Origin of the sequence: Corynebacterium nasicanis, assembly GCF_042658165.1 — a bacterium.
Classification (GTDB): Bacteria; Actinomycetota; Actinomycetes; order Mycobacteriales; family Mycobacteriaceae; genus Corynebacterium; species Corynebacterium nasicanis.
Genome location: NZ_JBHSQE010000002.1, coordinates 130,350 through 154,140 on the forward strand (window position 1 = coordinate 130,350; position 23,791 = coordinate 154,140).

Here is a 23,791-nt window from a genome sequence, read left to right on the forward strand (position 1 = left end):
CACTAGTGTTCCCTAATTCATTCCGGGTGTCCACCCGGCTACGATGGGCAGGTGACTTCGCGACGACCGCTCGGCGCCCTCGGCGCCAGCCTCCCCCGGCTCGGCTCCGCCGGTTCCCGGTCCGCCCTCCTCCACGTCGACCCCGGCGAGGACCTCCAGCCCCGCAGCTCGCGCCTGGGCATCCGCGAACTCAACCGCTTCCAGCTGCTGCGCTGGATCGGCACCCTCGGCTCACTGCTCATCGGCCTCGGCGCGCTCGGCGCCGGCGCCCTGCCCGTCCTGGGCAACCCCTACTCCTCCTTCCCCGGCGGCACCTTCATGTCCCGGATGCTCACCACATCCTCGTCGATGGTTCTCGTCGGCGTCGGGTTGCTCGTCCTCGCGTGGGTGCTCATGGGTCCCTTCGTCGGTGCCCCCTATCGACGCGCGCGTATCGACGACGCCGTCGTCACCCCCTCGCTCATCAAACGCACCTTCGCCGCCTGGGTGCTCCCCCTGCTGGGCACCGCGCCGCTGTTCACGCAGGACATCTACTCCTACCTCGCGCAGGGCTCCATCGTCGCCCGCGGCATGGACCCCTATGCGGCGGGGCCCGTCGACCTGCTCGGCCCAGAGGATCCCCTCGCCCGCTCCGTCCCCTTCATCTGGTCCCACTCCCCCTCCCCCTACGGCCCCGTCGCCCTGGGCATCGCCTCGACCATCAGCCGGATCACGGGCGACTCCATCACCCTCGGGGTCCTCGCCCACCGCCTCGTCTCGCTCCTCGGCCTCATCGCCGCCGGGTGGGCCATCTCCCGGCTGGCGCGTCGCTGCCGCGTCAACCCCGTCACCGCCCTGTGGCTCGGCATGCTCAACCCCCTGACCATCCTCCACCTCGTCGGCGGCATCCACAACGAATCGATCCTGCTCGGGCTCATGCTGGTGGGGCTGGAGGTGGGGCTGCGGGGCGTCGATAAGCTGGGCGGCCGCAACGGGCAGCCGGTCGACCCGGCTTCCGGGGCCGGGCTCATCATCCTCTCCGCCTTCCTCATCGGCGGCGCCGGAATGGTCAAGGTGACCGGATTCCTCGCCCTCGGCTTCGTCGGCATGAACCTGGCGCGGCACTTCCTGCGCGTCGGGCGCGGGCCCGTCGCCTCCCTCGCCCTCGCCGTGCTCGTCCAGGTCACCCTCCTGGCGGCCACCATCGCCGCGGTGACCGCGGTGACCGGCATCGGCCTGGGCTGGGTGACGGGGCAGGGCGGGGCGGCGTCGATACGCAGCTGGCTGTCGATGACCACCGACATCGGCGTCATCGCCGGGTTCTTCGGCATGCTCCTCGGCCTCGGCGACCACACCGACACCATGCTGCTCATCACCCGCGGCGTCGGCGTCCTCGTCGCCGGCGCTTTCCTCCTGCGTTTCCTCTTCGCCACCTTCCGCGGCACCATCCACCCCGTCGGGGGGCTCGGCGTGGCCACCTTCGTCCTCGTCATCCTCTTCCCCGTCGTCCACCCGTGGTACATGCTGTGGGCCATCCTCCCCCTCGCCGCGTGGGCCAACCAGATGCTCTTCCGCGTCGCCGTCGTCGCCTACTCCGCCTTCTTCTCCTTCACCGTGCTCCCCCGCGGGCTGGCCCTGCCCCCGCTGACCGTGGGCTCCATCTATCTCGGGGCGGCGCTCAGCTTCCTCGTCGTCGTCGCCCTCGGCTGGTGGCTGTTGAGGCGCGGCACCCTCCGTGGCCTACACTGAATAACCGTGTCTGCAACTTTCGATGGGTCCCCTCCAGCCCTGGAACTGGAGAACGTGGTGAAGACCTTCGGCCCCACCACCGCCGTCGACGGCCTCTCCCTCACCGCCCGCCGCGGCGAGGTCCTCGCCCTCCTCGGACCCAACGGCGCCGGCAAAACCACCACCATCGACATGTGCGAGGGCTTCCAACGCCCCACCTCCGGCGCGATCCGCGTCCTCGGCCTCGACCCCGTCACCCAACCCGAGGCCGTCCGCGCCCGCATCGGCATCATGCTGCAGGGCGGCGGCTCCTACTCCGGCATCCGCGTCGCCGAGATGCTCCGCCTCGCCGCCGCCTACAACGCCGACCCCCACGACCCCGAGTGGCTCATCGACGTCCTCGGCCTCGACGGCGTCCGCCGCACCACCTGGCGCCGACTCTCCGGCGGCCAGCAACAACGCCTCTCCCTCGCCCTCGCCGTCATCGGCCGCCCCGAGCTCGTCTTCCTCGACGAACCCACCGCCGGCCTCGACGCCCAGTCCCGCCTCGCCGTCTGGGAGCTTATCGACGCCCTCCGCCGCGACGGCGTCACCGTCATCCTCACCACCCACCTCATGGACGAGGCCGAGGCCCTCGCGGACCACATCGTCATCATCGACCGCGGCCGCGTCGTCGCCTCCGGCACCCCCGCCGAACTCACCGCCGGGGACGCCGGGGCGCGCATCAGCTTCGAGACCGACTCGGCGCTGGACGTCGCGCGCGTCGATAGGGCGCTGGGCGACCACCCCGGCGTCGAGACGCTCCGTCCCCTCCACTACCGCCTGCCCACCCGGGCCACCCCGGCCGTCCTCGCCGCCCTCAGCCGTGCGGCCGCCGAGCAGGACGTCCTCATCCGCCGCCTCGACGTCGATCATCGCAACCTCGAGGAAGTCTTCCTCGACATCACCGGACGAAGCCTGAGGAGCTGACATGACCACCACCCGTTTCGCACCAGGCACCTTCCGCCCCGCCCCTCGACGCGCGTCGACGGCGCGCATGATCGCCGCCCAGGGGCGCACCGAGACCATCCTCTTCCTCCGCCACGGCGAACAGCAGCTGCTCAGCGTCATCATCCCGCTCGTCGCCCTCGTCCTCACCGCCCGGACGGCGATGTTCAGCGAGCAGACCACCCTCGCGCAGCTCCTGCCGATGGTGCTGGCGATCGCCACCTCGTCCTCCGGTTTCACCGGGCAGGCCATCGCCGTCGCCTTCGATCGTCGCTACGGGGCGTTGAAGCGCAGCGGCGCCTCGGGGGTGCCGGCGTCGACGATCATCTTCGGCAAGGTCATCGCCGTCGCCGCGATGTCCGCGCTGCAGATCCTGCTCCTCGGGTCCGTCGCCCTGTTCCTCGGCTGGCGGGCCTCCCCCGGCGGGGTGCTGCTCGGGCTGGCGATCCTGGTGCTGGGCATCACCACCTTCACCGCGCTGGGCATGCTCATGGGCGGCACCCTCAGCTCCGAGATGGTCCTCGCGCTGGCGAACCTCATCTGGTTCGTCCTCGTCGGCGCCCTCGGCTACGTCGTCTTCGCCGTGGGTCTCGACGCCGCCGGCTGGTACACCGCCGTCCCCACCGTCGCACTGGCCGCCGGGCTGACGGACGCCTTCGCCGGCGTCGTCCCCTGGCTGGAGATCGCCGTCCTGGCCGCCTGGGCCGCGGTCGCGTCGGTTCTGGCCGTCCGATGGTTCCGCTTCGAGGCCTAGAGTTTTTTCACATTCCTCAATGATCCGAACCCGCACGTCGAAACGATAGGATGAGCGCCGTGACTGACACCGTGACTCCCGACCACCCGACCACCACGCGAGGCCCCTCGGTGCGTCTACAGCGCATCCTGGCCTTCATTCTGCTGCTCGCGCAGGGCGGGATCACCGTCACCGGATCGATCGTCCGCGTCACCGGCTCCGGCCTCGGCTGCGACACGTGGCCCAACTGCCACGAAGGCTCGCTCGTTCCCGTCCAGGGGGCGGCGCCGGCCATCCACCAGGCCATCGAGTTCGGCAACCGGCTGCTCACCTTCGCCCTCGCCGCCATCGCCATCGCCGTGTTCATCGCGGTGCTGCGTGCTTCTCGACGCCGCGAGATCATCACCTACTCCGTCATCTCCGGCCTGGGCATCGTCGTCCAGGCCGTCCTCGGCGGCATCTCCGTCCACCTCGACCTCAAGTGGTGGGCCGTGGCCATCCACTTCCTGCCGTCGATGTTCCTCGTGTGGATCGCCGCCCTGCTCTACATGCGCCTCGCCGAGCCAGACGACCTGCCCCCGGTCCGCATGTTCGCGCCGATCATCCGCACCCTCACCATCGTCGCGGCGGTGTGCCTGTCCGCCGTCCTGGTCACCGGCACCATGGTCACCGGCGCGGGCGTCCACTCGGGCGACGACGGCGTCGGCATGGACGGGCGTCTCGACGTCGACATCGAGCTCATGGCCCTCATCCACGCCGGCACCATGTACGTCTACCTCGCCGCCACCCTTCTCGTCGTGTGGCTGCTCTACCGCGGCATGGCCAGCAAGGACGCGAAGAACACCGCCTGGGTGCTCGTCCTCATGATCGCCGTGCAGTGGACCATCGGCGTCATCCAGTTCAACCTCGGCGTGCCCCGCTGGACCATCCCCGCCCACGTCGCGATGAGCTCCGTCGTCGTCGCCTTCTCCGCCTTCCTCTACGCCCACGGCCGCCGTCGAATCACCCGCGCGGAGAAAAACGCCACCGTCACCGCTGAGTGATCGCTAGCCTGGTTGTCATGAAGGCAATCCAGATCACCGAAACCGGAGGACCCGAGGTCCTCGTCCTGCGCGACATCGACCCGCCGGTCCCCACCGATGACGAAGTGCTTGTCGACGTCCTCGTCGCCGGCGTCAACTACATCGACACCTACTACCGCGAGGGCGTCTACCACGCGGGCCTGCCCTTCGTCCCCGGCCTGGAGGGCACCGGCCGCGTCGTCCACGACCCGCAGGGGGAGATCGCCGAGGGCACCGTCGTCGCGTGGTGTGACGCCTTCGGCTCCTACGCGGAGCAGGTCTGCGTGCCCCGGGAGCGTCTCGTCGCCGTGCCCGAGGGCGTGGAACCCACCGTCGCCGCCTCCATGCTGCTGCAGGGCATCACCGCCCACTACCTCACCTACGGCGTGTACAACCTGCAGGAGGGCGACTCCTGCCTCATCACCGCCGGCGCCGGCGGCGTGGGCCTGCTGGCCACCCAGATGGCCGCCAACAAGGGTGTGCGCGTCTACTCGGTGGTGTCCACCGACGAGAAGGCCGAGCTGGCCCGCGAGGCGGGTGCCACCGAGGTGTTCCGCTACTCGGACAACCTCGCCGAGGTGGTGCGGCGTCGCAACGGTGGTGTCGGCGTGGACGTCGTCTACGACGGCGTGGGCAGGGACACCTTCCACGAGTCCCTCGAGGCCGTCCGCCCCCGCGGCGTCGTGTGTCTGTTCGGCGCCGCCTCCGGGGCGGTGGAGCCGGTGGATCCGCAGCTGCTCAACACGCACGGGTCGATCTACCTGACGCGCCCCTCCATCGGCGCCTGGACCTCCGGGGAGGGCGAGTTCCGCATGCGCGCCCAGGCCGTCACCCAGGCGATCGTCGACGGCACGCTGAAGTTCCGCATCTCCGGTGAGTACGCCCTGGCGGATGCCGCCCAGGCCCATCGGGACCTGCAGGCGCGCCGGACGACCGGCTCCATCGTCCTGCACGTGCAGGATTAGGACCGGGCCAGGGCCATCGCCGACAGGTCGCGGATGGGGTGTCGGTTTCTGCGGGGTGGCCCGCCGTCGGGTGGGTGGTGCACCACCCCTCCCGGTTCGCGCACCATCGTTCCGTTCTTGGGGGGCTTATCCGGGTCGTCGTCGTTGCGGGCGTTGTGCACCTGACACAGCATGGTCAGGTCCTCGATGTTCGTGTTCCCGCCCTTCTCCCAGGCGGTGAGGTGGTGGACCTGGCATTCCGAGGCCGGAGTCGTGCAGCCGGGGTGGGGGCACACGATGGTCTCCGCGGACAGCAGCACCCGCTGTTTGAAGTTGGCGAAGCGCTCGTCCCGGTAGAGGTTGACGCCTCCCTTCACCGGGTCGAAGACGCCGACGTAGTCCTCGGACACCATGGCCTCCGCCACGAGTTCCGCCCCGGTGATGGTGGTGCCGTCGGTGCGGGCGAAGATTGTCTCGTCGCCCTCCTGGCGCAGGACCTTGGTCGACTCCGCCAGGGGCAGCACTGTCACCACCATCTCGCGGGCGGCTCCCCCGCCTTGGCCGCCGGTGGCCAGGAAGGCGTCGAACATGGCCTGCTCGTAACCCAGCTTTGGGTCCTGCCGGCGTAGCTGCTTGGCTTCCGCCCGCACGCCGGAGAGCACCCCCTCGATGATGCGCTCCGGGCCGGTGACGGTGAAGGTCCGCAGCCCCTGGGCGTCGGTGTTCTTCCCTCCCCGCAGGGCGCGTCGGCCGTAGGCCTTCTTCGCCGCATCCTGCACCGCGCGGTTGTATTCGCGGACGCGGGCGGCGGCGAGGCGGTCGATCTCGGCGACGGTACCGCGCAGGGCGCATAGCTCGACGCGCAGTTCCCACTCGCTCACGGCCGCGCCACGCAGCAGCTTCTTCGTGTGCTTCTCGACGACCCGCAGCGCATCCAGCGACAAGTCCCCCGCGGCCTCCCGCGCCGCCCGCTGCAAGGTCCTCCCCCGGGTGGCGCCGTAGTAGACGGAGGCGAGGTTCGACCAGGCGCCGGCGTCCCGGTAACCGAGGTCATCGAGGGTGGCGGCGCGCAGGGTGCCGTCAAACAGCGCTCCCAGCACCCGCATGCCGCGCAGCGCGCGGAAGGCCTCGATGATCTCCATGACCGGGACGATAGACGGGGAGGAAGGGGGCGTCGATAAGAAGGAACCGCGGCCTGTGGACAACGAGACGCTATCCACAGAAACCGCGGTTCCTGTCACCCTACCGGTTGACAACTAGAAGAACGTGGTGGTCCATCCCAGCATCGAGCCGATGGTCTCCCAGCCGAGGACGGCGTCGATGGAGAGGGCGACGAAGACGAGCGCGAGGTAATTGTTCGACAGGATGAACAGCTTGAGGGGCTTGACCTTCTGGCCCTTCTTCACGCCGTTGTGTAGGAAGATCGCCATGATGAGGAAGTAGGCGCCGCCGAGGAGCGCGCCCCCGAGGTAGATCCACGAGGCCGCGGGGACGAGCAGCAGGGTGGTGATCACCGTGGCGACCGTGTACCACACGATCTGGCGGGTGACCTGGACGGGCTTGCGCACGACGGGGAGCATGGGCACCCCGGCCTTCTCGTAGTCGTCGCGGTACTTCATGGCCAGGGCCCAGGTGTGGGGCGGGGTCCAGAAGAAGATGATCATGAACAGCACGATCGCCTGCCACCACTGGGCGGGCACGCCGGCGGGCATGTTGTCGGTGATGACGGCCCAGCCGACGAGGACGGGCATGCAGCCGGCCGCCCCGCCCCAGATGATGTTCTGCCAGGTCCGCCGCTTGAGCCACTTGGTGTAGACGTAGATGTAGAACCAGTTGGTCAGCAGGATGAAGGCGGCGGCCAGCCAGGAGTTGGCCAGCAGGCCCAGCCACAGCACCGAGATGATGAGCAGGGACCACGCGAAGATGGTGGCCTTGCGGTTGGTCACGGTGTGACGGACGAGGGGGCGGGCGCGGGTGCGGCCCATCTTCTGGTCGATGTCGGAATCGGCGACCATGTTGAAGGTGTTGGCCGCAGCGGCGCCCATCCAGCCGCCGATGACGGTGAGCAGGATGAGGATGATGTTGTTCTCGCCCCGTTCCGCCTGCAGCATCGCCGGAATGGTGGCGACGAGGAGCAACTCAATGACCCTCGGCTTCGTCAGCGCAATATAGGCCTTGATTGTCTCCAAGAGAAGGTTCCTCCCACGGCGGGTCGAGAATTCATGTCGCTTGTTGTCGCGTCTACCAGTGACTGGTCGTTCGGTGCGGGCGAAAAGTTCCCGGCCCCGGAAAAATCCAGCCCTGTCATCCTAGCCCTCTCCACCTTAAGTTGGATAATCCTGACGACATCGTGCACCGAGAAACAACGCCGGAGGAGAAGTCACTAAGGTGGTGAGGTGACGTGGGCCCCGGTCCACCCCGCACAGCCCAGACAACCCTTGAAGTGAGGATCCCACCGTGACGATGACGCCCGAACTGCAGGCCCTGACGCAGCGCCGTTACCCCGCCGACTGGACCGACACCGACACCCGCGCCGTGGACACCGTCCGCATCCTGGCCGCTGACGCCGTGGAGAACTGCGGCTCCGGCCACCCGGGTACCGCCATGTCCCTGGCGCCCCTGGCGTACACCCTCTACCAGCGGGTCATCGACCACGACCCGAACGACACCGACTGGGTCGGCCGGGACCGTTTCGTCCTCTCCTGCGGCCACTCCTCGCTCACCCAGTACATCCAGCTCTACCTGGGCGGTTTCGGGCTGGAGATGGAGGATCTCAAGGCGCTGCGCTCCTGGGATTCCCTGACCCCGGGTCACCCGGAGGTCGGCCACACCCGCGGCGTGGAGATCACCACCGGCCCCCTGGGCCAGGGCCTGGCCTCGGCCGTCGGCATGGCCATGGCGGCGCGCCGCGAGCGGGGCCTGTTCGACCCGGAGACCCCGGCCGGTGATTCCCCCTTCGACCACTTCATCTACGTCATCGCCTCCGACGGTGACCTGCAGGAGGGCGTCACCGCCGAGGCCAGCTCCCTGGCGGGCACCCAGCAGCTGGGCAACCTCATCGTCTTCTGGGACGACAACCGCATCTCCATCGAGGACGACACCCAGATCGCCTTCACCGAGGATGTCGTCGCCCGATACGCCGCCTACGGCTGGCAGACCATTGAGATCGAGGGTGGCGAGGACGTCGCCGCCATCGAGGCCGCCGTCGTCGCCGCCAAGGCCGACACCGAGCGCCCGACCTTCATCCGCCTGCGCACGGTCATCGCCTACCCGGCGCCCAACGCCCTGAACACCGGAGCCTCCCACGGCGCCGCCCTGGGCCAGGACGAGGTCCGCGCCACCAAGGAGGTGCTCGGCTTCGACCCGGAGGTTAACTTCCACATCGACGACGAGGTCCTCGCGCACACCCGGAAGCTGCAGGAGCGCGGCGTCGAGAAGCGCGCCGCGTGGCAGGAGAAGTTCGACGCCTGGGCGCAGGCCAACCCCAACAACAAGCATCTCTTCGACCGCCTCGTCGCCCGCGAGCTGCCGGAGGGTCTCGCCGCGTCGATGCCGGAGTGGGAGGCCGACGAGTCCGGCCTGGCCACCCGCAAGGCCTCCGAGGCAGCGCTGCAGGTCCTCGGTGAGCAGATGCCGGAGCTGTGGGGCGGTTCCGCCGACCTCGCGGGTTCCAACAACACCATCATCAAGGGCAGCCCCTCCTTCGGCCCGCAGGAGATCTCCACTGACACGTGGTCCGCGGAGCCCTACGGCCGCAACATGCACTTCGGTATCCGTGAGCACGCCATGGGCGCGATCCTCAACGGCATCGCCCTGCACGGCCCGACCCGCCCCTACGGCGGCACCTTCCTCATCTTCTCCGATTACATGCGCCCCGCCGTGCGCCTCGGCTCGCTCATGGAGACCGACGTCTACTACGTGTGGACCCACGACTCCATCGGCCTCGGCGAGGACGGCCCGACCCACCAGCCGGTGGAGATTCTCGCCGCGCTGCGTGCCATCCCGGGTCTGTCCGTCATCCGCCCGGCCGACGCCAACGAGACCGCCCAGGCCTGGGCCGCCGCGCTGGAGTACCGCGAGTCCCCGAAGGCCCTGGCGCTCACCCGCCAGAACGTCCCCGTCCTCGCGGGCACCAAGGAGAAGGCCGCCGCGGGTGTGCGCCGCGGCGCCTACGTCCTCGTCGAGGGCTCGCAGGAGACCCCGGACGTCATCCTCCTGGCCACCGGCTCCGAGGTGCAGCTGGCCGTCGCGGCCGCCGCCACCCTCGAGGGCGAGGGCGTCGCCGCCCGCGTCGTCTCCGTGCCCTGCATGGAGTGGTTCCTCGAGCAGGATGCCGCCTACATCGAGTCGGTCCTGCCGGCCGCCGTCACCGCGCGCGTCTCCGTCGAGGCGGGCATCGCCATGCCGTGGCACCGCTTCACCGGCACCGCCGGCCGCAACGTCTCCCTCGAGCACTTCGGCGCCTCCGCCCCGTACCAGCAGCTCTTCGAGGAGTTCGGCATCACCGCCGACGCCGTCGTCGCCGCCGCCCGCGAGTCCCTCACCGCCAGCAAGTAAAGGATCCACACATGACCCACATCGACGAGCTTGCCGCGCTGGGCACCTCCACCTGGCTCGACGACCTCTCCCGTGACCGCATCACCTCCGGCAACCTGGCCGAGGTCATCGAGGCCAAGTCTGTGGTCGGCGTGACCACCAACCCGGCGATCTTCGCCGCCGCCATGAGCAAGGGCACCGCCTACGACGCGCAGATCGCCGAGCTCAAGGCCGCCGGCGCCGCCGTGGACGAGGCCGTCTACGCCATGTCCATCGACGACGTCCGCGACGCCTGCGACGTTTTCCTGCCCATCTACGAGCGCACCGGCGGTGTCGACGGCCGCGTGTCCATCGAGGTCGACCCCCGTATCTCCGAGGACCGCGACGCCACCATCGCGCAGGCCCGCGAGCTGTGGAACAAGGTCGACCGCCCCAACGTCATGATCAAGATCCCGGCCACCCCGGGGTCGCTGCCCGCGATCACCGACGCCCTGGCCGAGGGGATCTCCGTCAACGTCACCCTCATCTTCTCGGTGGCCCGCTACCGCGAGGTCATCGCCGCCCACCGCGAGGGCATCCGCCGCGCGGCGGAGAAGGGCCTCGACGTCTCGCAGATCCACTCCGTCGCCTCCTTCTTCGTCTCGCGTCTCGACGTCGAGGTCGACCGCCGCCTCGAGGAGATCGGCACCCCGGAGGCCCTCGCCCTGCGCGGGAAGGCGGGCGTGGCCAACGCCCAGCGCGCCTACGCCGTCTTCCAGGAGATCGGCGCCAAGGACCTCCCCGCGGGCGCTCACCCGCAGCGCCCGCTGTGGGCGTCCACCGGTGTGAAGAACCCCGACTACTCCCCCACCCTCTACGTCACCGAGCTGGCCGGACCCGACACCGTCAACACCATGCCGGAGCCGACGATCGACGCCGTCCTCGAGCACGGTGGCCTCCACGGTGACACCCTCACCGGCGCCGAGCCCGCCGCCCACGAGATCTTCGAGCAGCTCGTGGCCGTGGGTATCGACATGGAGGACGTGTTCGCGGTGCTGGAGCGCGAGGGCGTCGAGAAGTTCGTCTCGGCCTGGAACGACCTCCTCGACTCCATGGAATCCCAGCTGCGCTAGCAGCTGCCCGTCGGAAAGGACAACCGCATGCCCCTGCCCGTGACCGGCCCGGACACCTGGGTCAATCCGCTGCGCAACCCCGAGGACAAGCGCCTGCCCCGCATCGCCGGGCCCTCGGGCATGGTCATCTTCGGCGTCACCGGTGACCTGGCGCGCAAGAAGCTGCTCCCGGCCATCTACGACCTGGCCAACCGCGGGCTGCTGCCCGCCGGCTTCACCCTCATCGGCTTCGGTCGCCGTTCCTGGACGAAACCGGAGTTCGAGGAGTACGTGCGCGAGGCCGTGGAGAGCGGCGCCCGGACCCGTTTCCGGGAGCACGTGTGGGAGCGCCTGGCGGAGGGCATGCACTTCGTCGAGGGCAACTTCGACGACGACGGTTTCGACCGTCTCGCCGCCACCCTCGCGGAGATGGACGCCACCCGCGGCACGTCCGGCAACTGGGCCTTCTACCTGTCGGTGCCGCCGGACTTCTTCACCGCCGTGTGCCACCAGCTGGAGCGTTCCGGCCTGGCGGAGGCGGGTGAGGAGTCCTGGCGACGGGTGATCATCGAGAAGCCCTTCGGCCACGATCAGGCGAGTGCCCGGGAGCTCAACCAGGTGGTCAACGCCGTCTTCCCGGAGGAGTCGGTGTTCCGCATCGACCACTACCTGGGTAAGGAGACGGTGCAGAACATCCTGGCGCTGCGTTTCGCCAACCAGCTCTTCGACCCGCTGTGGAACGCCCACTACGTCGACCACGTGCAGATCACCATGGCCGAGGACATCGGCCTGGGCGGTCGCGCGGGCTACTACGACGGCATCGGCGCCGCCCGCGACGTCATGCAGAATCACCTCCTCCAGCTGCTGGCCCTGGTGGCCATGGAGGAGCCCATCGCCTTCGATCCGGCGGAGCTGCAGGCCGAGAAGGTCAAGGTGCTGCGCGCCACCAACCCGGTGTACCCGCTGAACAAGACCACCGCGCGCGGCCAGTACGCGGCGGGCTGGCAGGGCTCCCACAAGGTCAAGGGCCTGCGGGAGGAGGAGGGCTTCGACCCGGCGTCGACCACCGAGACCTACGCCGCCTGCACCCTGGAGATCAACTCCCGCCGCTGGGCGGGCGTGCCCTTCTACCTGCGCACCGGCAAGCGCCTCGGGCGTCGTGTCACGGAGATCGCCCTGGTGTTCAAGAAGGCGCCGCACCAGCCCTTCCTCGAGGGACAGACCTCCTCGCTGGGGCAGAACGCCATCGTCATCCGCGTCCAGCCCGACGAGGGTGTCCTCATGCGCTTCGGCTCCAAGGTGCCGGGCTCGGCGATGGAGGTCCGCGACGTCAACATGGACTTCTCCTACGCCGAGGCCTTCACCGAGGCCTCCCCGGAGGCCTACGAGCGGCTCATCCTCGACGCGCTTCTCGACGAGTCCTCCCTCTTCCCCACCAACGAGGAGGTGGAGCTGTCCTGGGCCATCCTCGACCCGATCCTCGAGTTCTGGGCCGAGAAGGGCCAGCCGGAGGAGTACGAGTCCGGCACGTGGGGTCCCACCAGCGCGGACCGCATGCTGGAACGCACCGGCCGCTCCTGGCGTCGCCCCTAACCTCGAAAGGACCGACATGAAGATCGAACTGCCGGACACCGACACCCGTCACATCGCCGCCAGCCTGCTCGAGGCCCGCGAGAACAACTCGCAGACCACCGGCCGCGTGCTCACCCTCGTCGTCGTCGCCGCCCTCGACGACGACGTCGACCACATCATCTCCGTCACCCGCGACGCCTCCCACGAGCATCCCGCCCGCGTGCTGGTCCTGCTCACCGGGGAGGAGGACGCCGCCTCGCGTCTCGACGCCGAGGTCCGCGTCGGCGGCCACGCCGGCGCCTCGGAGATGGTCATCATGCGCATCACCGGCGAGATGGTCAACCACCTCGCCGCCGTGGTCACCCCGCTGCTGCTGCCCGACACCCCGGTCGTCGCCTGGTGGCCGACCACCGCCCCGGAGAACCCCTCGGAGCATCCGCTGGGTCGGCTGGCGCAGCGCCGGATCACCAACGCGGATCACCCGGCAGGCCGCGCCGTGCTGGCGCGCCTGCGCTCGACCTACGGCCCCGGCGACTCGGACATGGTGTGGTCGAAGATCACCGCGTGGCGCGGCATCGTCGCCTCCTCGCTCGACCGGCACCCGCAGGAGGACGTCGAGGCCGCCGTGCTCACCGGCCCCGCCAACGAACCGCAGATCGACGTCGCCGCCGGCTGGCTCGCCGACCGCCTCGGCGTGCCCGTCACCCGCGAGGTGTGCGATCCGGGTTCCGATCAGCGCCTCTTCCCCATCCGCTCCCTCCGCTTCGACCGCGCCTCCGGGCCCGTCACCGTCGAGGTCCTCGATCACCGCACCGTCCGCGTGAGCATGCCGGGCCGCCCTGAGTCCCTCGTGGCCATGAACGAGCGTTCCGACGCCGACTGCCTCTCCGAGGAGCTGCGCCACCTCGACCCCGATCTCGCCTACGCCCACGCCCTCCGCGGCCTCACCCGCGTGAAAGGAATCAATGGTCACGCTGCGTCGTCCTGACACCCTGTCCACCCTCGTCGAGCAGGCCGCGACCTCGCTTATCGACGTCGTCTCGGCCCTCCAGTCAACCGGCACCGGTGTGCACGGCGACGGTGTCGCCCGCCTGGTGCTCACCGGCGGCGGGGCCGGTATCGGGCTGCTCGAGCGCGTCCGGGAACTCGAGGACGCCGATCCGCGCATCGACTGGACCCGCGTCCACGTCTTCTTCGGCGACGAGCGCAACGTGCCCGTCAACCACGCGGACTCCAACGAGGGCCAGGCACGCGACGCCCTGCTCAACCACGTCGACATCCCGGAGGCGAACATCCACGGCTATCGCCTCGACGGCGGCGACATGGAGGCCGCCGCCCGCGCCTACGAGGCCACCCTCACCGAAGTCGCCCCGGAGGGCTTCGACATCCACCTGCTCGGCATGGGCCACGAGGGCCACATCAACTCCCTCTTCCCACACACCGACGCCGTCCGCGAGTCCAAGCGCCTCGTCATCGCGGTCACCGACTCGCCGAAGCCCCCAGCGGAGCGCGTCACCCTGACGCTTGCGGCCGTGCGCCGCGCGGAGCAGGTGTGGCTGCTCGTCGCCGGCGAGGACAAGGCGCAGGCCGCCCGGGCCGTCGTCGACCGCGCGCACCCCGAAGACTGGCCCGCCGCCGGAGCCGAGGGCACCGCCGACACCGTCCTCTACCTCGCGGACAACGCCGCTACAGCTCTCTGATCACTCGCTTAGGGATCCAAGAACCGACAAGCCCAAAAGGGAGCTAGTGATCCGGAACCGTCGCTGACGGGATCGTCCCAAAAGAAGTGCCGCCAGGTGAGGCACAATCCTAGGTGAAAAAGAGCAATCACAAAGAAGGAAAAGAAACTCACTATTGATGCGAGCCCCAGAATGACCTTTCGTTGTGTAAACGCCACGATAAGCGCAAAGCCAACCGTGACAACATTTATGATGGGGCCGGACACGCTATTGAATTGCGATGGGTCTTCGACGCCCACACCGAGCGCGTGCGCTGGAATAACGGCCCTTAAGTAGGTCAGTATGACATTAAGAGCCAGTGCGACCCAGGCGATGTAGAGGGCTGTGCGGGACTTCAATGACTGCAAGATCTGCTTCTCTTTTCTGCTGGCGTGATTTCTGTCGATAGGCCCATCACCTGCAGCTGTGATTGTTGAGCGTAGTGCTAGAAGCCGCAACCGTGGGTTTTCGGTACAACTACGATTGCCGCTTCGAGATAGGCACGACCCGCCGTGCCCCACGGATACTGCGGCCTGATGACGCGGAGGTTCTGCACGAACCTATAATCACAATCACATATCGCGGTACCCTGCTGAATGCAAATATCATGGTTCATGCATGCGCGGTCCAGGGAGTCGATTGGCTCGCCCGGCCCCCATTGGTTTGGCCCACATCAGCGACCGTAATTCCAGGTACCCGCCTGCCACCCCTGAGGGCTTATCTCAGCACCTCCGACTCCGATCATGTGGTTTCGAATCACGCCAATCCGGATGATCTCGGGATCGACTCCATCAGCCTGTGCGGTTATGTCGTCGAAGACTCCTCGGTCATCAATCGAGAAATCGAGATGATCCTCGATAGCTCTCTTGATGTCATATTCCGAAGGGCCATCGGCAACAATTGCCTGGGCTTCAATCGAGTCCTCTTGATTGAGCAACATACTGTTGTGGATGTCTTGGGACGAATTGATGGGAACGACCGAATGGGCCATCGCTGATGGCACGGCAATAAGGCTTGTCAACACTCTGACTGCGATCTTAAGAAAACTGTTTACTCGGCACACTTTCGGGGAGACGCTCAGATGCCTTCCGGTGCAGCCAACAGCTTAAACGTTCCCGCGCAATTCCGAATAGCACGTCGGCGGAAGTTCCTCCCGAATTGACCAAGAGTTAACCAGCCCGCGCAACCACGCCTCTACAGCTCTCTGATCACCCGCTGGTGCCGCCGGTCGGTTGAGCCCTGCCAGAACTCGATCCGCTCGGGCACCAGCCGCCACAGGCGCCAGTCCCCTTCCGCCACACCCTCCCGGGCCTCAGCGCTGCGGGCGGCCAGGTCGGCGGCGGTCTCCGCAGCCGAGGCCTCGACCACCCGGCCATTGATCCGCACCGAGCGCAACAGTGGCTGCCACCAAAAAGTCAGCGCGGCCTCAGGGTGCGCCGCCAGCTGGCGGCCCCTCCTACTCGATGCGGTAGAGGCGAAGGCAAAACCGCGGGCATCGACTCCCTTGAGGATGAGCACCCGCGCATCGGGCACCCCGTCCTCCCCACCGTGGACAGGGTCATTGCATGCGGCTCGGGCACGCCCGCGTCGATGGCCTCACGCATCCAATCGAGGAAAAGGTGGATAGGGATCCTGCGCGGGGTCGTCGATAAGCTCACTGGGCGGGCGTCCCGTGAGGGTGGGCAGGGTGCGCAACATGTCCATGGCCGCCATTAAACGCGAAAACGCCCCCCGCAGGGGGCGTCGAGCAGCGGGAGGCTAGCCGCCGAAGGCCTGGACGAGGTTGAGCGCCACGATGCAGGCGATCCAGATGACGGCCATGATGATGGTGTAGCGATTGAGGTTCTTCTCCACGATCGTCGAACCCGAGAGGTTCGACTGCACGCCACCGCCGAAGAGGCTGGAGAGGCCGCCGCCCTTGCCCTTGTGCAGCAGAACGAACACCGTCATGAGCACAGCGGTGAGCACGAGCACGATCTGGAGAGCAAGAGTCATGACGGACATTCTACACCAGGTCTACCCGGAGTTGCGCAGTGCGGTGGCGAGTCCGTTCATCGTCAACTGGATGCCTCGGGAGACGGCCCGGCGGTCGTCGCCGGCGCGGTGGCGGCGCAGCATCTCCAGCTGGATGATGTTGAGCGGCAGCAGGTAGGGGAAGCGGCGACGCACCGAACGGGCCAGCGCCGGGTTGTCCGCCAGCAGCTCCTCGCTGCCGGTGACCGTGCTGAACATCTCGCGGGTGAGCTCGAACTCGGCGGTGATGACCTCGTGGACGCGGTCGGCGACCTCGCGGTCGTCGATAAGCCGGGCATAGAGCTCGGCGAGGTCCATGCCGGCCTTCGACATGACCTGCGCCATGTTCGACATGATGGAGGTGAAGAAGGGCCAGGATTCATAGAGCTCGCGCAGCTCGGCGATCCGCTCCGCGCGGTCCGGGCCGTCGCCGATCCACTCCTGCAGGGCGGTGCCGACGCCGAACCAGCCGGGCAGCAGCACGCGCGACTGCGACCAGGCCAGCACCCAGGGGATGGCGCGGAGGTCCTCGACGCCCCGGGTCTGCTTGCGGGAGGTGGGGCGGGAACCGATGTTGAGGTCACCGATCTCGTCCAGTGGGGTGGACTGGGTGAAGTACGGGATGAACCCGGGGTCCTCGTGGACCAGCTCGGAGTACTTGCGGCGGGAGTTCTCGGCGAGCTCGCTCATGATCTGGGTGGCCCGGGCGCGGTCGGCGAGGTCGTCGACGCGCAGGAGGCTGGCCTCCAGCGTCGCGGAGACGAGGGCCTCCAGGTTGCGGCGCGCGGCCCGCTGGGAGCCGTACTTGGCGGAGATGATCTCGCCCTGCTCGGTGATACGCAGCGAGCCGTCCACCGCACCCTGCGGCTGCGCGAGGATCGCGTCGTAGGAGGGACCGCCGCCGCGACCGACGGTGCCGCCGCGCCCATGGAAGAGGCGCAGCCGCACGCCGTACTCGCGGCTGGTGGCGACGAGGTCGGTCTCAGCGTCATACAGCGCCCAGTTGGCGGCGAAATAGCCACCGTCCTTGTTGGAGTCGGAGTAACCCAGCATGACCTCCTGGGTGTCCCCCCGCTGCTTGAGGTAGGCGCGGTAGAGCGGCAGATCCCACAGCTGGCGGAGGATGCCCGCACCGGCCTGGAGATCGTCGATGGTCTCGAAAAGCGGGATGATGTCGACGCTGCCGGTCGGGCCCTGCCCGTTGGCACGGATGAGGCCGACCTCCTTGAGCAGGACCATGGGCTCGAGGATGTCGCTGACCGACTGCGCCATGGAGATGATCTGGTGCGGGATCATCTGCTCGCCGAAGCGGGCGACGGACTCTGCCGCCTGGCTGATGAGGTCCAGCTCACGCTGGGTGGGCTCGCTGAACCCCCGGTAGCCGCGCGGGACAAGCGGGCGCGGGGTCTGCAGCTCGCGGATGAGCAGGTCGACCTTCTCCTCTTCGCCCAGCGTGTCGTAGTGGGGGTGGACGTGCGCGGTGGCGAAAACCTCGGTGAGGACGTTCTCGAAGCTCTCCGAGTTCTGCCGCAGGTCGATGGAGTACAGGTGGAAACCGAAGGAGGCCACGGCCGCGCGGATGGTGCTCAGGCGGTCATCGGCGATGATCTCGTCCTGGGAGGCGCGCAGCGAGGTGTCGATGACGGTGAGGTCGGCCTCGAACTCGGCCGGGTCGGCGTAGGGCTCGTGCTCGCGGTGCCACGTCCCCTCCACGGCGTCCTCCCCGATGAGGTGGGCCGTCGTGGCCAGGATGCGGCCGCGCACGCCGTGGACGGCACGGCGGTAGGGCTCGTCGACACGCGAGGGGACGTCGTTGAGTCCCCGGGCGGCCAGCGCCACGAGCTCCACGGTCACCGAGGTCATGCGGTCGGAGAGGCTGAGCTCGTGCTCGAGGGAGTGCAGCTGCTGGGAGTAGTAGCGCAGGACGGTCTGCGCGGCACGCCGCGAGGCGTAGTCGAGGGTGGCGGCGGTGACGAAGGGGTTGCCGTCGTGGTCTCCGCCGATCCAGGAGCCCGGGCGCACGATGGCCTGGCCGGCGGTGCCCGCCAGGTCGGCGTCGAAACGATCGCTGAGGGAATCGTGGACGTGGCGGTTGAGCGCCGGGATCTCCTTGAGCAGGGAGAGGGTGTAGTAGCGCAGGCCGACCTCGATCTCGTCCTCGATGCGCGGGCGCGCCTGCCGGATGAGCGCGGTCTGCCAGAGGATGGTCATGCGGCGGCGGATGTTGCGGTCGACCTCTGCGAGGCGGGCCTCGGTGCGGGCCGTCTCCTCGGCGTCGAGGATCGCGTGGCGCTGCAACATGAGATCGGTGATGTGCTTCTGTGCGTCGAAGACCGTGCGGCGGCGCGTCTCGGTGGGGTGGGCGGTGAGCACGGGGGCCACGAGCGCCCCGGACAGGGAACGCTCGATCTCGGCCGCGCTCACCTGCGCCTCCTCGAACTTCGCCCAGGTGGCCTCGAGGGTGGAGTCCGGTGCCCCGCCCTCGTCGAGGATGCGCTCGCGGTTGAAGTCATCGTGAATGTCCTCGGCCAGGTTCGCCATGAGGGCGAAGTGGCTGAAGGCGCGCACCACGGGGGTCGCCCGCTCCGGCTCGATGTCCCGGAAGAGGTCGACGAGCACCTCGAGGCTGGCGTTGCCCTTTGCCACCTCGAAGGCCTGCTGGCGGGCGTGCTCGACGAGGTTGAACACCTCCTCGCCCTCCTGTTCCGCGATCACCTGGCCGAGAATGCGGCCGAGGTAGCGGATGTCTTCCTGCAGATGATCACGGACGGTCATGGATGATCTCCCTGTGCTTAACGTTCAACGATGGCCCGCAGACGCAGGCACCGTGTCCATCATGGCCCATCGAGCGCCCCCGCGCGCCCTATTCGGGTGATGCGGGCCACATTCATTCGTGGACATGTCCCGGAAACGCGGAACCGGCCCCACGCCAGGTGCGCGGGACCGGTCTCAGCGACAGGCGGATCTAGACTGCGGCAGCCGCGGCGGCCGCCAGCTTGGCGAACTCCTCGCCGTCGAGCGAGGCGCCACCGACGAGACCACCGTCGACGTCGGGCTGGCCGACGATCTCCCCGACGGAGTCCGTCTTGACGGAACCGCCGTAGAGGATGCGCATGCCCTCGGCGACCTCGTCGCCCGCCAGCTCACGGATGAGCCCACGGATGGCGGCGCACACCTCCTGGGCGTCGGCCGCGGATGCGACCTTGCCGGTACCGATGGCCCACACCGGCTCGTAGGCGATGACGGTGTTGCCGAGGTCCTCGGCGGACAGGCCGGCCAGGGAGGCGCGGGTCTGCTCCACGACGTAGTCGACGTGGGTGCCGGCCTCGCGGATCTCCAGCGGCTCACCGACGCAGACGATCGGGCTCATGCCGTGCTTGAGCGTGGCGGCGGCCTTCGCCGCGACGAGCTCATCGGATTCGTTGTGGTACTCGCGACGCTCGGAGTGGCCGACGACGACCCAGGTGCAGCCGAGCTTGGCCAGCATCTGCGCGGAGACCTCACCGGTGTAGGCGCCCGACTCGTGGCGGGAGACGTCCTGGGCACCGTAGGTGACCTTGAGCTTGTCGCCGTCGACGAGGGTCTGCACCGAACGCAGGTCGGTGAACGGGACGGTGACGGCGACGTCGACCTTCTCGTAGTACTCCTTCGGCAGGGCGAAGTCGAGCTTCTGCACGGTGGCGATGGCCTGGTGGTGATCCAGGTTCATCTTCCAGTTGCCGGCGATGAGCGGGGTGCGTGCCATGTGGGTGGCACTCCTTTCAGGTCGGGAGGGGTTTAGCGGTCGAGGACGGAGACGCCCGGGAGTTCCTTGCCCTCGAGGAACTCGAGGGAGGCGCCGCCACCGGTGGAGATGTGGGAGAAGCCGTCCTCGTTGAGCCCGAGCACGCGGACGGAGGCGGCGGAGTCGCCGCCACCGACGACGGAGAAGGAGCCGTTGTTCGCGGTGGCGTCGATGATGGACTGGGCCACGCCCTCGGTGCCCTTGGAGAAGGGCTCCATCTCGAAGACACCCATGGGGCCGTTCCAGAAGACGGTCTTGGAGGTGGCCAGCACTTCGGCGAACTTCTTCACGGACTCCGGGCCGATGTCCGGGGACAGCCAGCCCTCGGGGATGCCGTCGAGGTCGACGACCTTGTGCTCGGAGTCGGCGGAGAACTCGGCGGCGGCGACGAGGTCAACCGGCAGGACGATCTTGTCGCCGAAGCGCTCGAGGAGGTCACGGCAGGTGTCGATCATCTCCTCCTGCAGCAGCGACTTCTGGGTGTTGTGGCCCTGGGCGTTGAGGAAGGTGTAGCACATGCCGCCGCCGATGATGATCTTGTCGGCCTTGCCGGCCAGCGCCTCGATGACGCCGAGCTTGTCGGAGACCTTGGAGCCGCCGAGGACGACGACGTACGGGGACTCGGGGTTGGTGGCGGTCTTCTCCAGGACGGAGATCTCCTTCTCCACCAGGGTGCCCGCGTAGGCCGGGAGGCGCTTGGCCACGTCGAAGACGGAGGCCTGGGCGCGGTGGACCACGCCGAAGCCGTCGGAGACGAAGGCGCCGTTGTCGGCGGCGAGGGCGGCGAGCTCATCGGCGAAGGCGCCGCGCTCGGCCTCGTCCTTGGAGGTCTCGCGGGCGTCGAAACGCACGTTCTCCAGCAGGAGGACATCGCCCTCGGTCAGGCCGTTGGCGCGCTCGTGCGCGTCCTCGCCGGTGACGTCGGAAGCGAGCGCGACGTACTGGCCGAGCGCCTCGGAGAGGGCCTCGGCGACCGGGGCCAGGGAGTACTTGGGGTTGACCTCGCCCTTGGGGCGGCCCAGGTGGGCCATGACGATGACCTTGGCGCCGCCGTCGACGAGCGCCTGGAGGGTCGGCAGGGAGGCGGTGATGCGGCCCGCGTCGGTGATCTCACCGGCGTCGTTGAGCGGGACGTTGAAGTCGGAGCGGACGAGGATGTGGCGTCCGTCGACGCCTTCGTCGAGCAGGTCCTGCAGGGTCTTCACGGTCATGGCGTACTCCTTGACTTGAGGGTCTGTAAGAGGGAGAAAAGGGCGGCTGAACAGGACTGCGGCCCGACGTGTGCCGAGGCACACCCCGGGCCACAGGGTCACACTCCCCCGGTCTCAGCCGTGGGGCCGGAGGGGTGCGGGGTGCTAGAGCTTCTCAGCGACGAACTCGGTGAGACGCAGGAGCTGGCAGGTGTAGCCCCACTCGTTGTCGTACCAGGCGACGACCTTGACCTGGTCGCCGATGACCTTGGTCAGGCCGGCGTCGAAGATGGAGCCGTGCGGATCGGTGATGATGTCAGTGGAGACGATCGGATCCTCGGTGTAGGCCAGGGTCTCGCCGAAGGCACCGGTGGCGGCCTCCTTGATGAAGGCGTTGACCTCCTCGACGGTGGTCTCGCGGCCGGCGGTGAAGGTGAGGTCCGTGGCGGAGCCGGTGATGGTGGGCACGCGCAGGGCGTAGCCGTCCAGCTTGCCCTTCAGCTGCGGCAGGACCAGGGAGACGGCCTTGGCGGCACCGGTGGAGGTGGGCACGATGTTGACGGCCGCGGCGCGGGCGCGACGCAGGTCGGAGTGCGGTGCGTCGTGCAGGCGCTGGTCACCGGTGTAGGCGTGGATGGTGGTCATGAGGCCGCGCTCGATGCCGAGCTTCTCGTCCAGGACCATGGCCATCGGGGCCAGGCAGTTGGTGGTGCAGGACGCGGCGGAGATGACGGTGTGGTTCTCCGGGTCGTAGTCCTCGTGGTTGACGCCGAAGACGAAGGTGGCGTCCTCGTTCTTCGCCGGGGCGGAGATGATGACCTTCTTGGCGCCGGCCTCGACGTGGGCCTTGGCTGCCTCGGCGTCGGTGAAGAAGCCGGTGGACTCGATGACGATGTCCACGTTGTGGGCGGCCCAGTCGAGGTTCTTCGGGTCGCGCTCGGCGGAGACGGCGATGGTCTTGCCGTCGTAGGTGATCGAGTCATCGTCGTAGGAGACCTCGCCCGGCAGCTTGCCCAGGATGGAGTCGTACTTCAGCAGGGTCGACAGAGTCTTGTTGTCGGTGAGGTCGTTGACCGCGACAACCTCGATGGCCTCGCTGCGCTCCAGGACGGCGCGGTAGAAGTTACGGCCGATGCGGCCGAAGCCGTTGATGCCTACGCGGATGGTCACAATAATCTCCTCGGGATTGAGTACACGTCAGGATGTGACCGCGCTGTCCGTCATGATGACTGCGGATCACGGCCCATCGGAGTCCAGTTTAGCGACACTCCCGCGCCCCCGCAGAGGTCAAACGCGCAGTCCCGGCCTCCCCCGCCCACCTGTCCGGACTTTCTTGACGAAACTCGTTGTCACCGCCCCCGGTGCGCACCGCGAACCCCCTCCCCCGAGGGATGAAAATCACCATCCCACCCCCGAATGGAACAGACGGCGAGGCCTCAGGCGTCGTCGAGGATGTCGTCGGTGACCGCCTCGTTGGTGTCGGGGATGTTGAGCTCCTCGGCCCGCTTGTCCGCCATGGACAGCAGGCGGCGGATCCGGCCGGCGACGGCGTCCTTGGTCATCTGCGGGTCGGCGAGCCTGCCCAGCTCCTCGAGGGAGGCCTGGCGGTGCTGGACACGCAACTGACCGGCCTCGGCGAGGTGCTCCGGCACGTCGTCGCCGAGGATCTGCATGGCGCGTTCGACGCGGGCGGCCGCCGCCACCGCCGCGCGGGCGGAGCGGCGGAGGTTGGCGTCGTCGAAGTTGGCCAGGCGGTTTGCCGTGGAGCGGACCTCCCGGCGCAGGCGCTTGTCCTCCCACTCGAGCCGGATCTGCTGGGCGCCCATGCGGGTGAGCAGGGATCCGATGGCCTCGCCGTCGCGGATGATGACGCGGTCCGCGCCCCGCGTCTCCCGCGTCTTCGCCGAGATTCCCAGGCGGCGGGCTGCGCCGACCAGCGCCAACGCGGCCTCCTGGCAGGGGCAGGTGACTTCCAGCGCGGCGGAGCGCCCGGGCTCGGTAAGCGAGCCCTGCGCCAGGAAGGCCCCGCGCCAGGCGGCCTCGTTGTCGGCGATGGTGCCGCTGATCACCTGCGGCGGCAGGCCGACCACCGGGTGCCCGGAGCGCGTGACCAGGCCGAGGCGCCGCGCCAGGTCCTCGGTGCCGTCCGTGACGCGCAGCAGGTGGCGCGTGCTTTTCGACGCCCCGCCCGGGCTGATCGTGTGCTCGTGCACCGTCACGCCGTAGAGCTCCCGGAGGGAATCAGCCAGGCGGCGGGCGACGTCGGCGGAATCGAGCTCCGCCTCGAGGACCAGGCGACCGGCGACGATGTGCATCAGCCCGGAAAAACGCAGCAGCGCGGCGGTTTCCGCGGCGCGCGCCGACTGCCGACTCACCGCCACCCGCGTGAGTTCTTCCTTGACTCTTGCTGTCAGCGCCACGTCCTGGACCGCCTTTCTCTCGTCACCGTCATCGA

The 23,791-nt window shown here is 68.5% G+C and carries 19 protein-coding genes and 1 pseudogene; 10 read left to right on the top strand and 10 right to left on the bottom strand.

The features are described from left to right. Positions 1 to 51 precede the first annotated feature (51 nt). From mptB to ACFPUZ_RS04265, 5 genes are read left to right on the top strand one after another with little or no spacing between them, the layout of a single operon-like run. Positions 52 to 1,728: a polyprenol phosphomannose-dependent alpha 1,6 mannosyltransferase MptB gene (mptB, locus tag ACFPUZ_RS04245; protein WP_377000210.1), complete on the top strand. Its 1,677-nt coding sequence runs from the start codon at positions 52 to 54 to the stop codon at positions 1,726 to 1,728. Between the two features lie 6 nt (positions 1,729 to 1,734). Beyond that, entirely contained in the window at positions 1,735 to 2,676 is a 942-nt protein-coding gene (locus tag ACFPUZ_RS04250; protein WP_377000212.1) for an ABC transporter ATP-binding protein, read from the top strand. Position 2,677: 1 nt separating this feature from the next. Further along, positions 2,678 to 3,448, top strand: coding sequence for an ABC transporter permease (locus ACFPUZ_RS04255; protein WP_377000214.1), 771 nt, complete (start codon positions 2,678 to 2,680; stop codon positions 3,446 to 3,448). A gap of 50 nt (positions 3,449 to 3,498) precedes the next feature. After that, positions 3,499 to 4,470: a COX15/CtaA family protein gene (locus ACFPUZ_RS04260; protein ID WP_377000216.1), complete on the top strand. Its 972-nt coding sequence runs from the start codon at positions 3,499 to 3,501 to the stop codon at positions 4,468 to 4,470. A gap of 17 nt (positions 4,471 to 4,487) precedes the next feature. Then, positions 4,488 to 5,453, top strand: coding sequence for a quinone oxidoreductase family protein (locus ACFPUZ_RS04265; RefSeq protein WP_377000218.1), 966 nt, complete (start codon positions 4,488 to 4,490; stop codon positions 5,451 to 5,453). On the opposite strand, the gene ACFPUZ_RS04270 is transcribed toward ACFPUZ_RS04265, so the two are convergent. Next, positions 5,450 to 6,574 carry an HNH endonuclease signature motif containing protein gene (locus ACFPUZ_RS04270; RefSeq protein ID WP_377000220.1) on the bottom strand — a complete coding sequence of 375 codons (1,125 nt, stop codon included), beginning with the start codon at positions 6,572 to 6,574 and terminating at the stop codon, positions 5,450 to 5,452. The two genes, ACFPUZ_RS04265 and ACFPUZ_RS04270, sit on opposite strands and share 4 nt — an antisense overlap. Positions 6,575 to 6,688: 114 nt before the next feature. Then, positions 6,689 to 7,735, bottom strand: a pseudogene (locus tag ACFPUZ_RS04275) (heme o synthase); the annotation flags it as partial. A 154-nt stretch (positions 7,736 to 7,889) separates the two neighbouring features. Between ACFPUZ_RS04275 and tkt the strand changes: the two are divergent. From tkt to pgl, 5 genes are read left to right on the top strand one after another with little or no spacing between them, the layout of a single operon-like run. Then, positions 7,890 to 9,989 (top strand): transketolase, encoded by a 2,100-nt coding sequence (tkt, locus tag ACFPUZ_RS04280; protein ID WP_377000222.1) that lies wholly within the window; start codon positions 7,890 to 7,892, stop codon positions 9,987 to 9,989. Positions 9,990 to 10,000: 11 nt separating this feature from the next. Beyond that, on the top strand, positions 10,001 to 11,080 hold the full coding sequence (gene tal, locus ACFPUZ_RS04285) for a transaldolase (protein WP_377000224.1): 1,080 nt from the start codon (positions 10,001 to 10,003) through the stop codon (positions 11,078 to 11,080). A gap of 27 nt (positions 11,081 to 11,107) precedes the next feature. Further along, complete coding sequence (zwf, locus tag ACFPUZ_RS04290; RefSeq protein ID WP_377000226.1) at positions 11,108 to 12,652, top strand: glucose-6-phosphate dehydrogenase; 1,545 nt, start codon at positions 11,108 to 11,110, stop codon at positions 12,650 to 12,652. Between the two features lie 16 nt (positions 12,653 to 12,668). Beyond that, a complete protein-coding gene (locus tag ACFPUZ_RS04295; RefSeq protein ID WP_377000228.1) occupies positions 12,669 to 13,619 on the top strand; it encodes a glucose-6-phosphate dehydrogenase assembly protein OpcA in 951 nt (316 codons plus the stop codon). Next, positions 13,597 to 14,331, top strand: a complete 735-nt coding sequence (gene pgl, locus ACFPUZ_RS04300; RefSeq protein WP_377000229.1) for a 6-phosphogluconolactonase — start codon at positions 13,597 to 13,599, stop codon at positions 14,329 to 14,331. Before ACFPUZ_RS04295 ends, pgl begins: the two co-directional genes overlap by 23 nt. Before the next feature lie 691 nt (positions 14,332 to 15,022). Here pgl and ACFPUZ_RS04305 read toward each other — a convergent pair. The 8 genes from ACFPUZ_RS04305 to whiA form a co-directional block, all read right to left on the bottom strand. Next, entirely contained in the window at positions 15,023 to 15,373 is a 351-nt protein-coding gene (locus ACFPUZ_RS04305) for a hypothetical protein (RefSeq protein ID WP_377000231.1), read from the bottom strand. 170 nt (positions 15,374 to 15,543) lie between these two features. Further along, positions 15,544 to 15,882, bottom strand: a complete 339-nt coding sequence (locus ACFPUZ_RS13225; protein WP_465251485.1) for a pyridoxamine 5'-phosphate oxidase family protein — start codon at positions 15,880 to 15,882, stop codon at positions 15,544 to 15,546. A gap of 225 nt (positions 15,883 to 16,107) precedes the next feature. Continuing rightward, positions 16,108 to 16,344: a preprotein translocase subunit SecG gene (secG, locus tag ACFPUZ_RS04320; protein WP_377000233.1), complete on the bottom strand. Its 237-nt coding sequence runs from the start codon at positions 16,342 to 16,344 to the stop codon at positions 16,108 to 16,110. A gap of 21 nt (positions 16,345 to 16,365) precedes the next feature. Beyond that, the gene (ppc, locus tag ACFPUZ_RS04325; protein ID WP_377000235.1) at positions 16,366 to 19,137 is read right to left on the bottom strand and encodes a phosphoenolpyruvate carboxylase; all 2,772 of its coding nucleotides are present in this window, start codon (positions 19,135 to 19,137) and stop codon (positions 16,366 to 16,368) included. Positions 19,138 to 19,327: 190 nt separating this feature from the next. Then, positions 19,328 to 20,107: a triose-phosphate isomerase gene (gene tpiA, locus ACFPUZ_RS04330; protein ID WP_377000237.1), complete on the bottom strand. Its 780-nt coding sequence runs from the start codon at positions 20,105 to 20,107 to the stop codon at positions 19,328 to 19,330. A gap of 32 nt (positions 20,108 to 20,139) precedes the next feature. After that, positions 20,140 to 21,357 carry a phosphoglycerate kinase gene (pgk, locus tag ACFPUZ_RS04335; protein WP_377000239.1) on the bottom strand — a complete coding sequence of 406 codons (1,218 nt, stop codon included), beginning with the start codon at positions 21,355 to 21,357 and terminating at the stop codon, positions 20,140 to 20,142. 144 nt (positions 21,358 to 21,501) lie between these two features. Further along, on the bottom strand, positions 21,502 to 22,506 hold the full coding sequence (gene gap / locus ACFPUZ_RS04340) for a type I glyceraldehyde-3-phosphate dehydrogenase (protein WP_377000241.1): 1,005 nt from the start codon (positions 22,504 to 22,506) through the stop codon (positions 21,502 to 21,504). A gap of 266 nt (positions 22,507 to 22,772) precedes the next feature. Continuing rightward, positions 22,773 to 23,750: a DNA-binding protein WhiA gene (gene whiA / locus ACFPUZ_RS04345; protein ID WP_377000324.1), complete on the bottom strand. Its 978-nt coding sequence runs from the start codon at positions 23,748 to 23,750 to the stop codon at positions 22,773 to 22,775. Positions 23,751 to 23,791: the final 41 nt, after the last annotated feature.

Bases quoted from the DNA above. Each gene is read 5' to 3' on its own strand.
- ACFPUZ_RS04255 (WP_377000214.1), top strand. From the start codon at position 2,678: ATGACCACCACCCGTTTCGCACCAGGCACCTTCCGCCCCGCCCCTCGA.
- ACFPUZ_RS04260 (WP_377000216.1), top strand. From the start codon at position 3,499: ATGAGCGCCGTGACTGACACCGTGACTCCCGACCACCCGACCACCACG.
- ACFPUZ_RS04265 (WP_377000218.1), top strand. From the start codon at position 4,488: ATGAAGGCAATCCAGATCACCGAAACCGGAGGACCCGAGGTCCTCGTC.
- ACFPUZ_RS04270 (WP_377000220.1), bottom strand. From the start codon at position 6,574: ATGGAGATCATCGAGGCCTTCCGCGCGCTGCGCGGCATGCGGGTGCTG.
- tal (WP_377000224.1), top strand. From the start codon at position 10,001: ATGACCCACATCGACGAGCTTGCCGCGCTGGGCACCTCCACCTGGCTC.
- zwf (WP_377000226.1), top strand. From the start codon at position 11,108: ATGCCCCTGCCCGTGACCGGCCCGGACACCTGGGTCAATCCGCTGCGC.
- ACFPUZ_RS04295 (WP_377000228.1), top strand. From the start codon at position 12,669: ATGAAGATCGAACTGCCGGACACCGACACCCGTCACATCGCCGCCAGC.
- pgl (WP_377000229.1), top strand. From the start codon at position 13,597: ATGGTCACGCTGCGTCGTCCTGACACCCTGTCCACCCTCGTCGAGCAG.
- secG (WP_377000233.1), bottom strand. From the start codon at position 16,344: ATGACTCTTGCTCTCCAGATCGTGCTCGTGCTCACCGCTGTGCTCATG.
- ppc (WP_377000235.1), bottom strand. From the start codon at position 19,137: ATGACCGTCCGTGATCATCTGCAGGAAGACATCCGCTACCTCGGCCGC.
- tpiA (WP_377000237.1), bottom strand. From the start codon at position 20,107: ATGGCACGCACCCCGCTCATCGCCGGCAACTGGAAGATGAACCTGGAT.
- pgk (WP_377000239.1), bottom strand. From the start codon at position 21,357: ATGACCGTGAAGACCCTGCAGGACCTGCTCGACGAAGGCGTCGACGGA.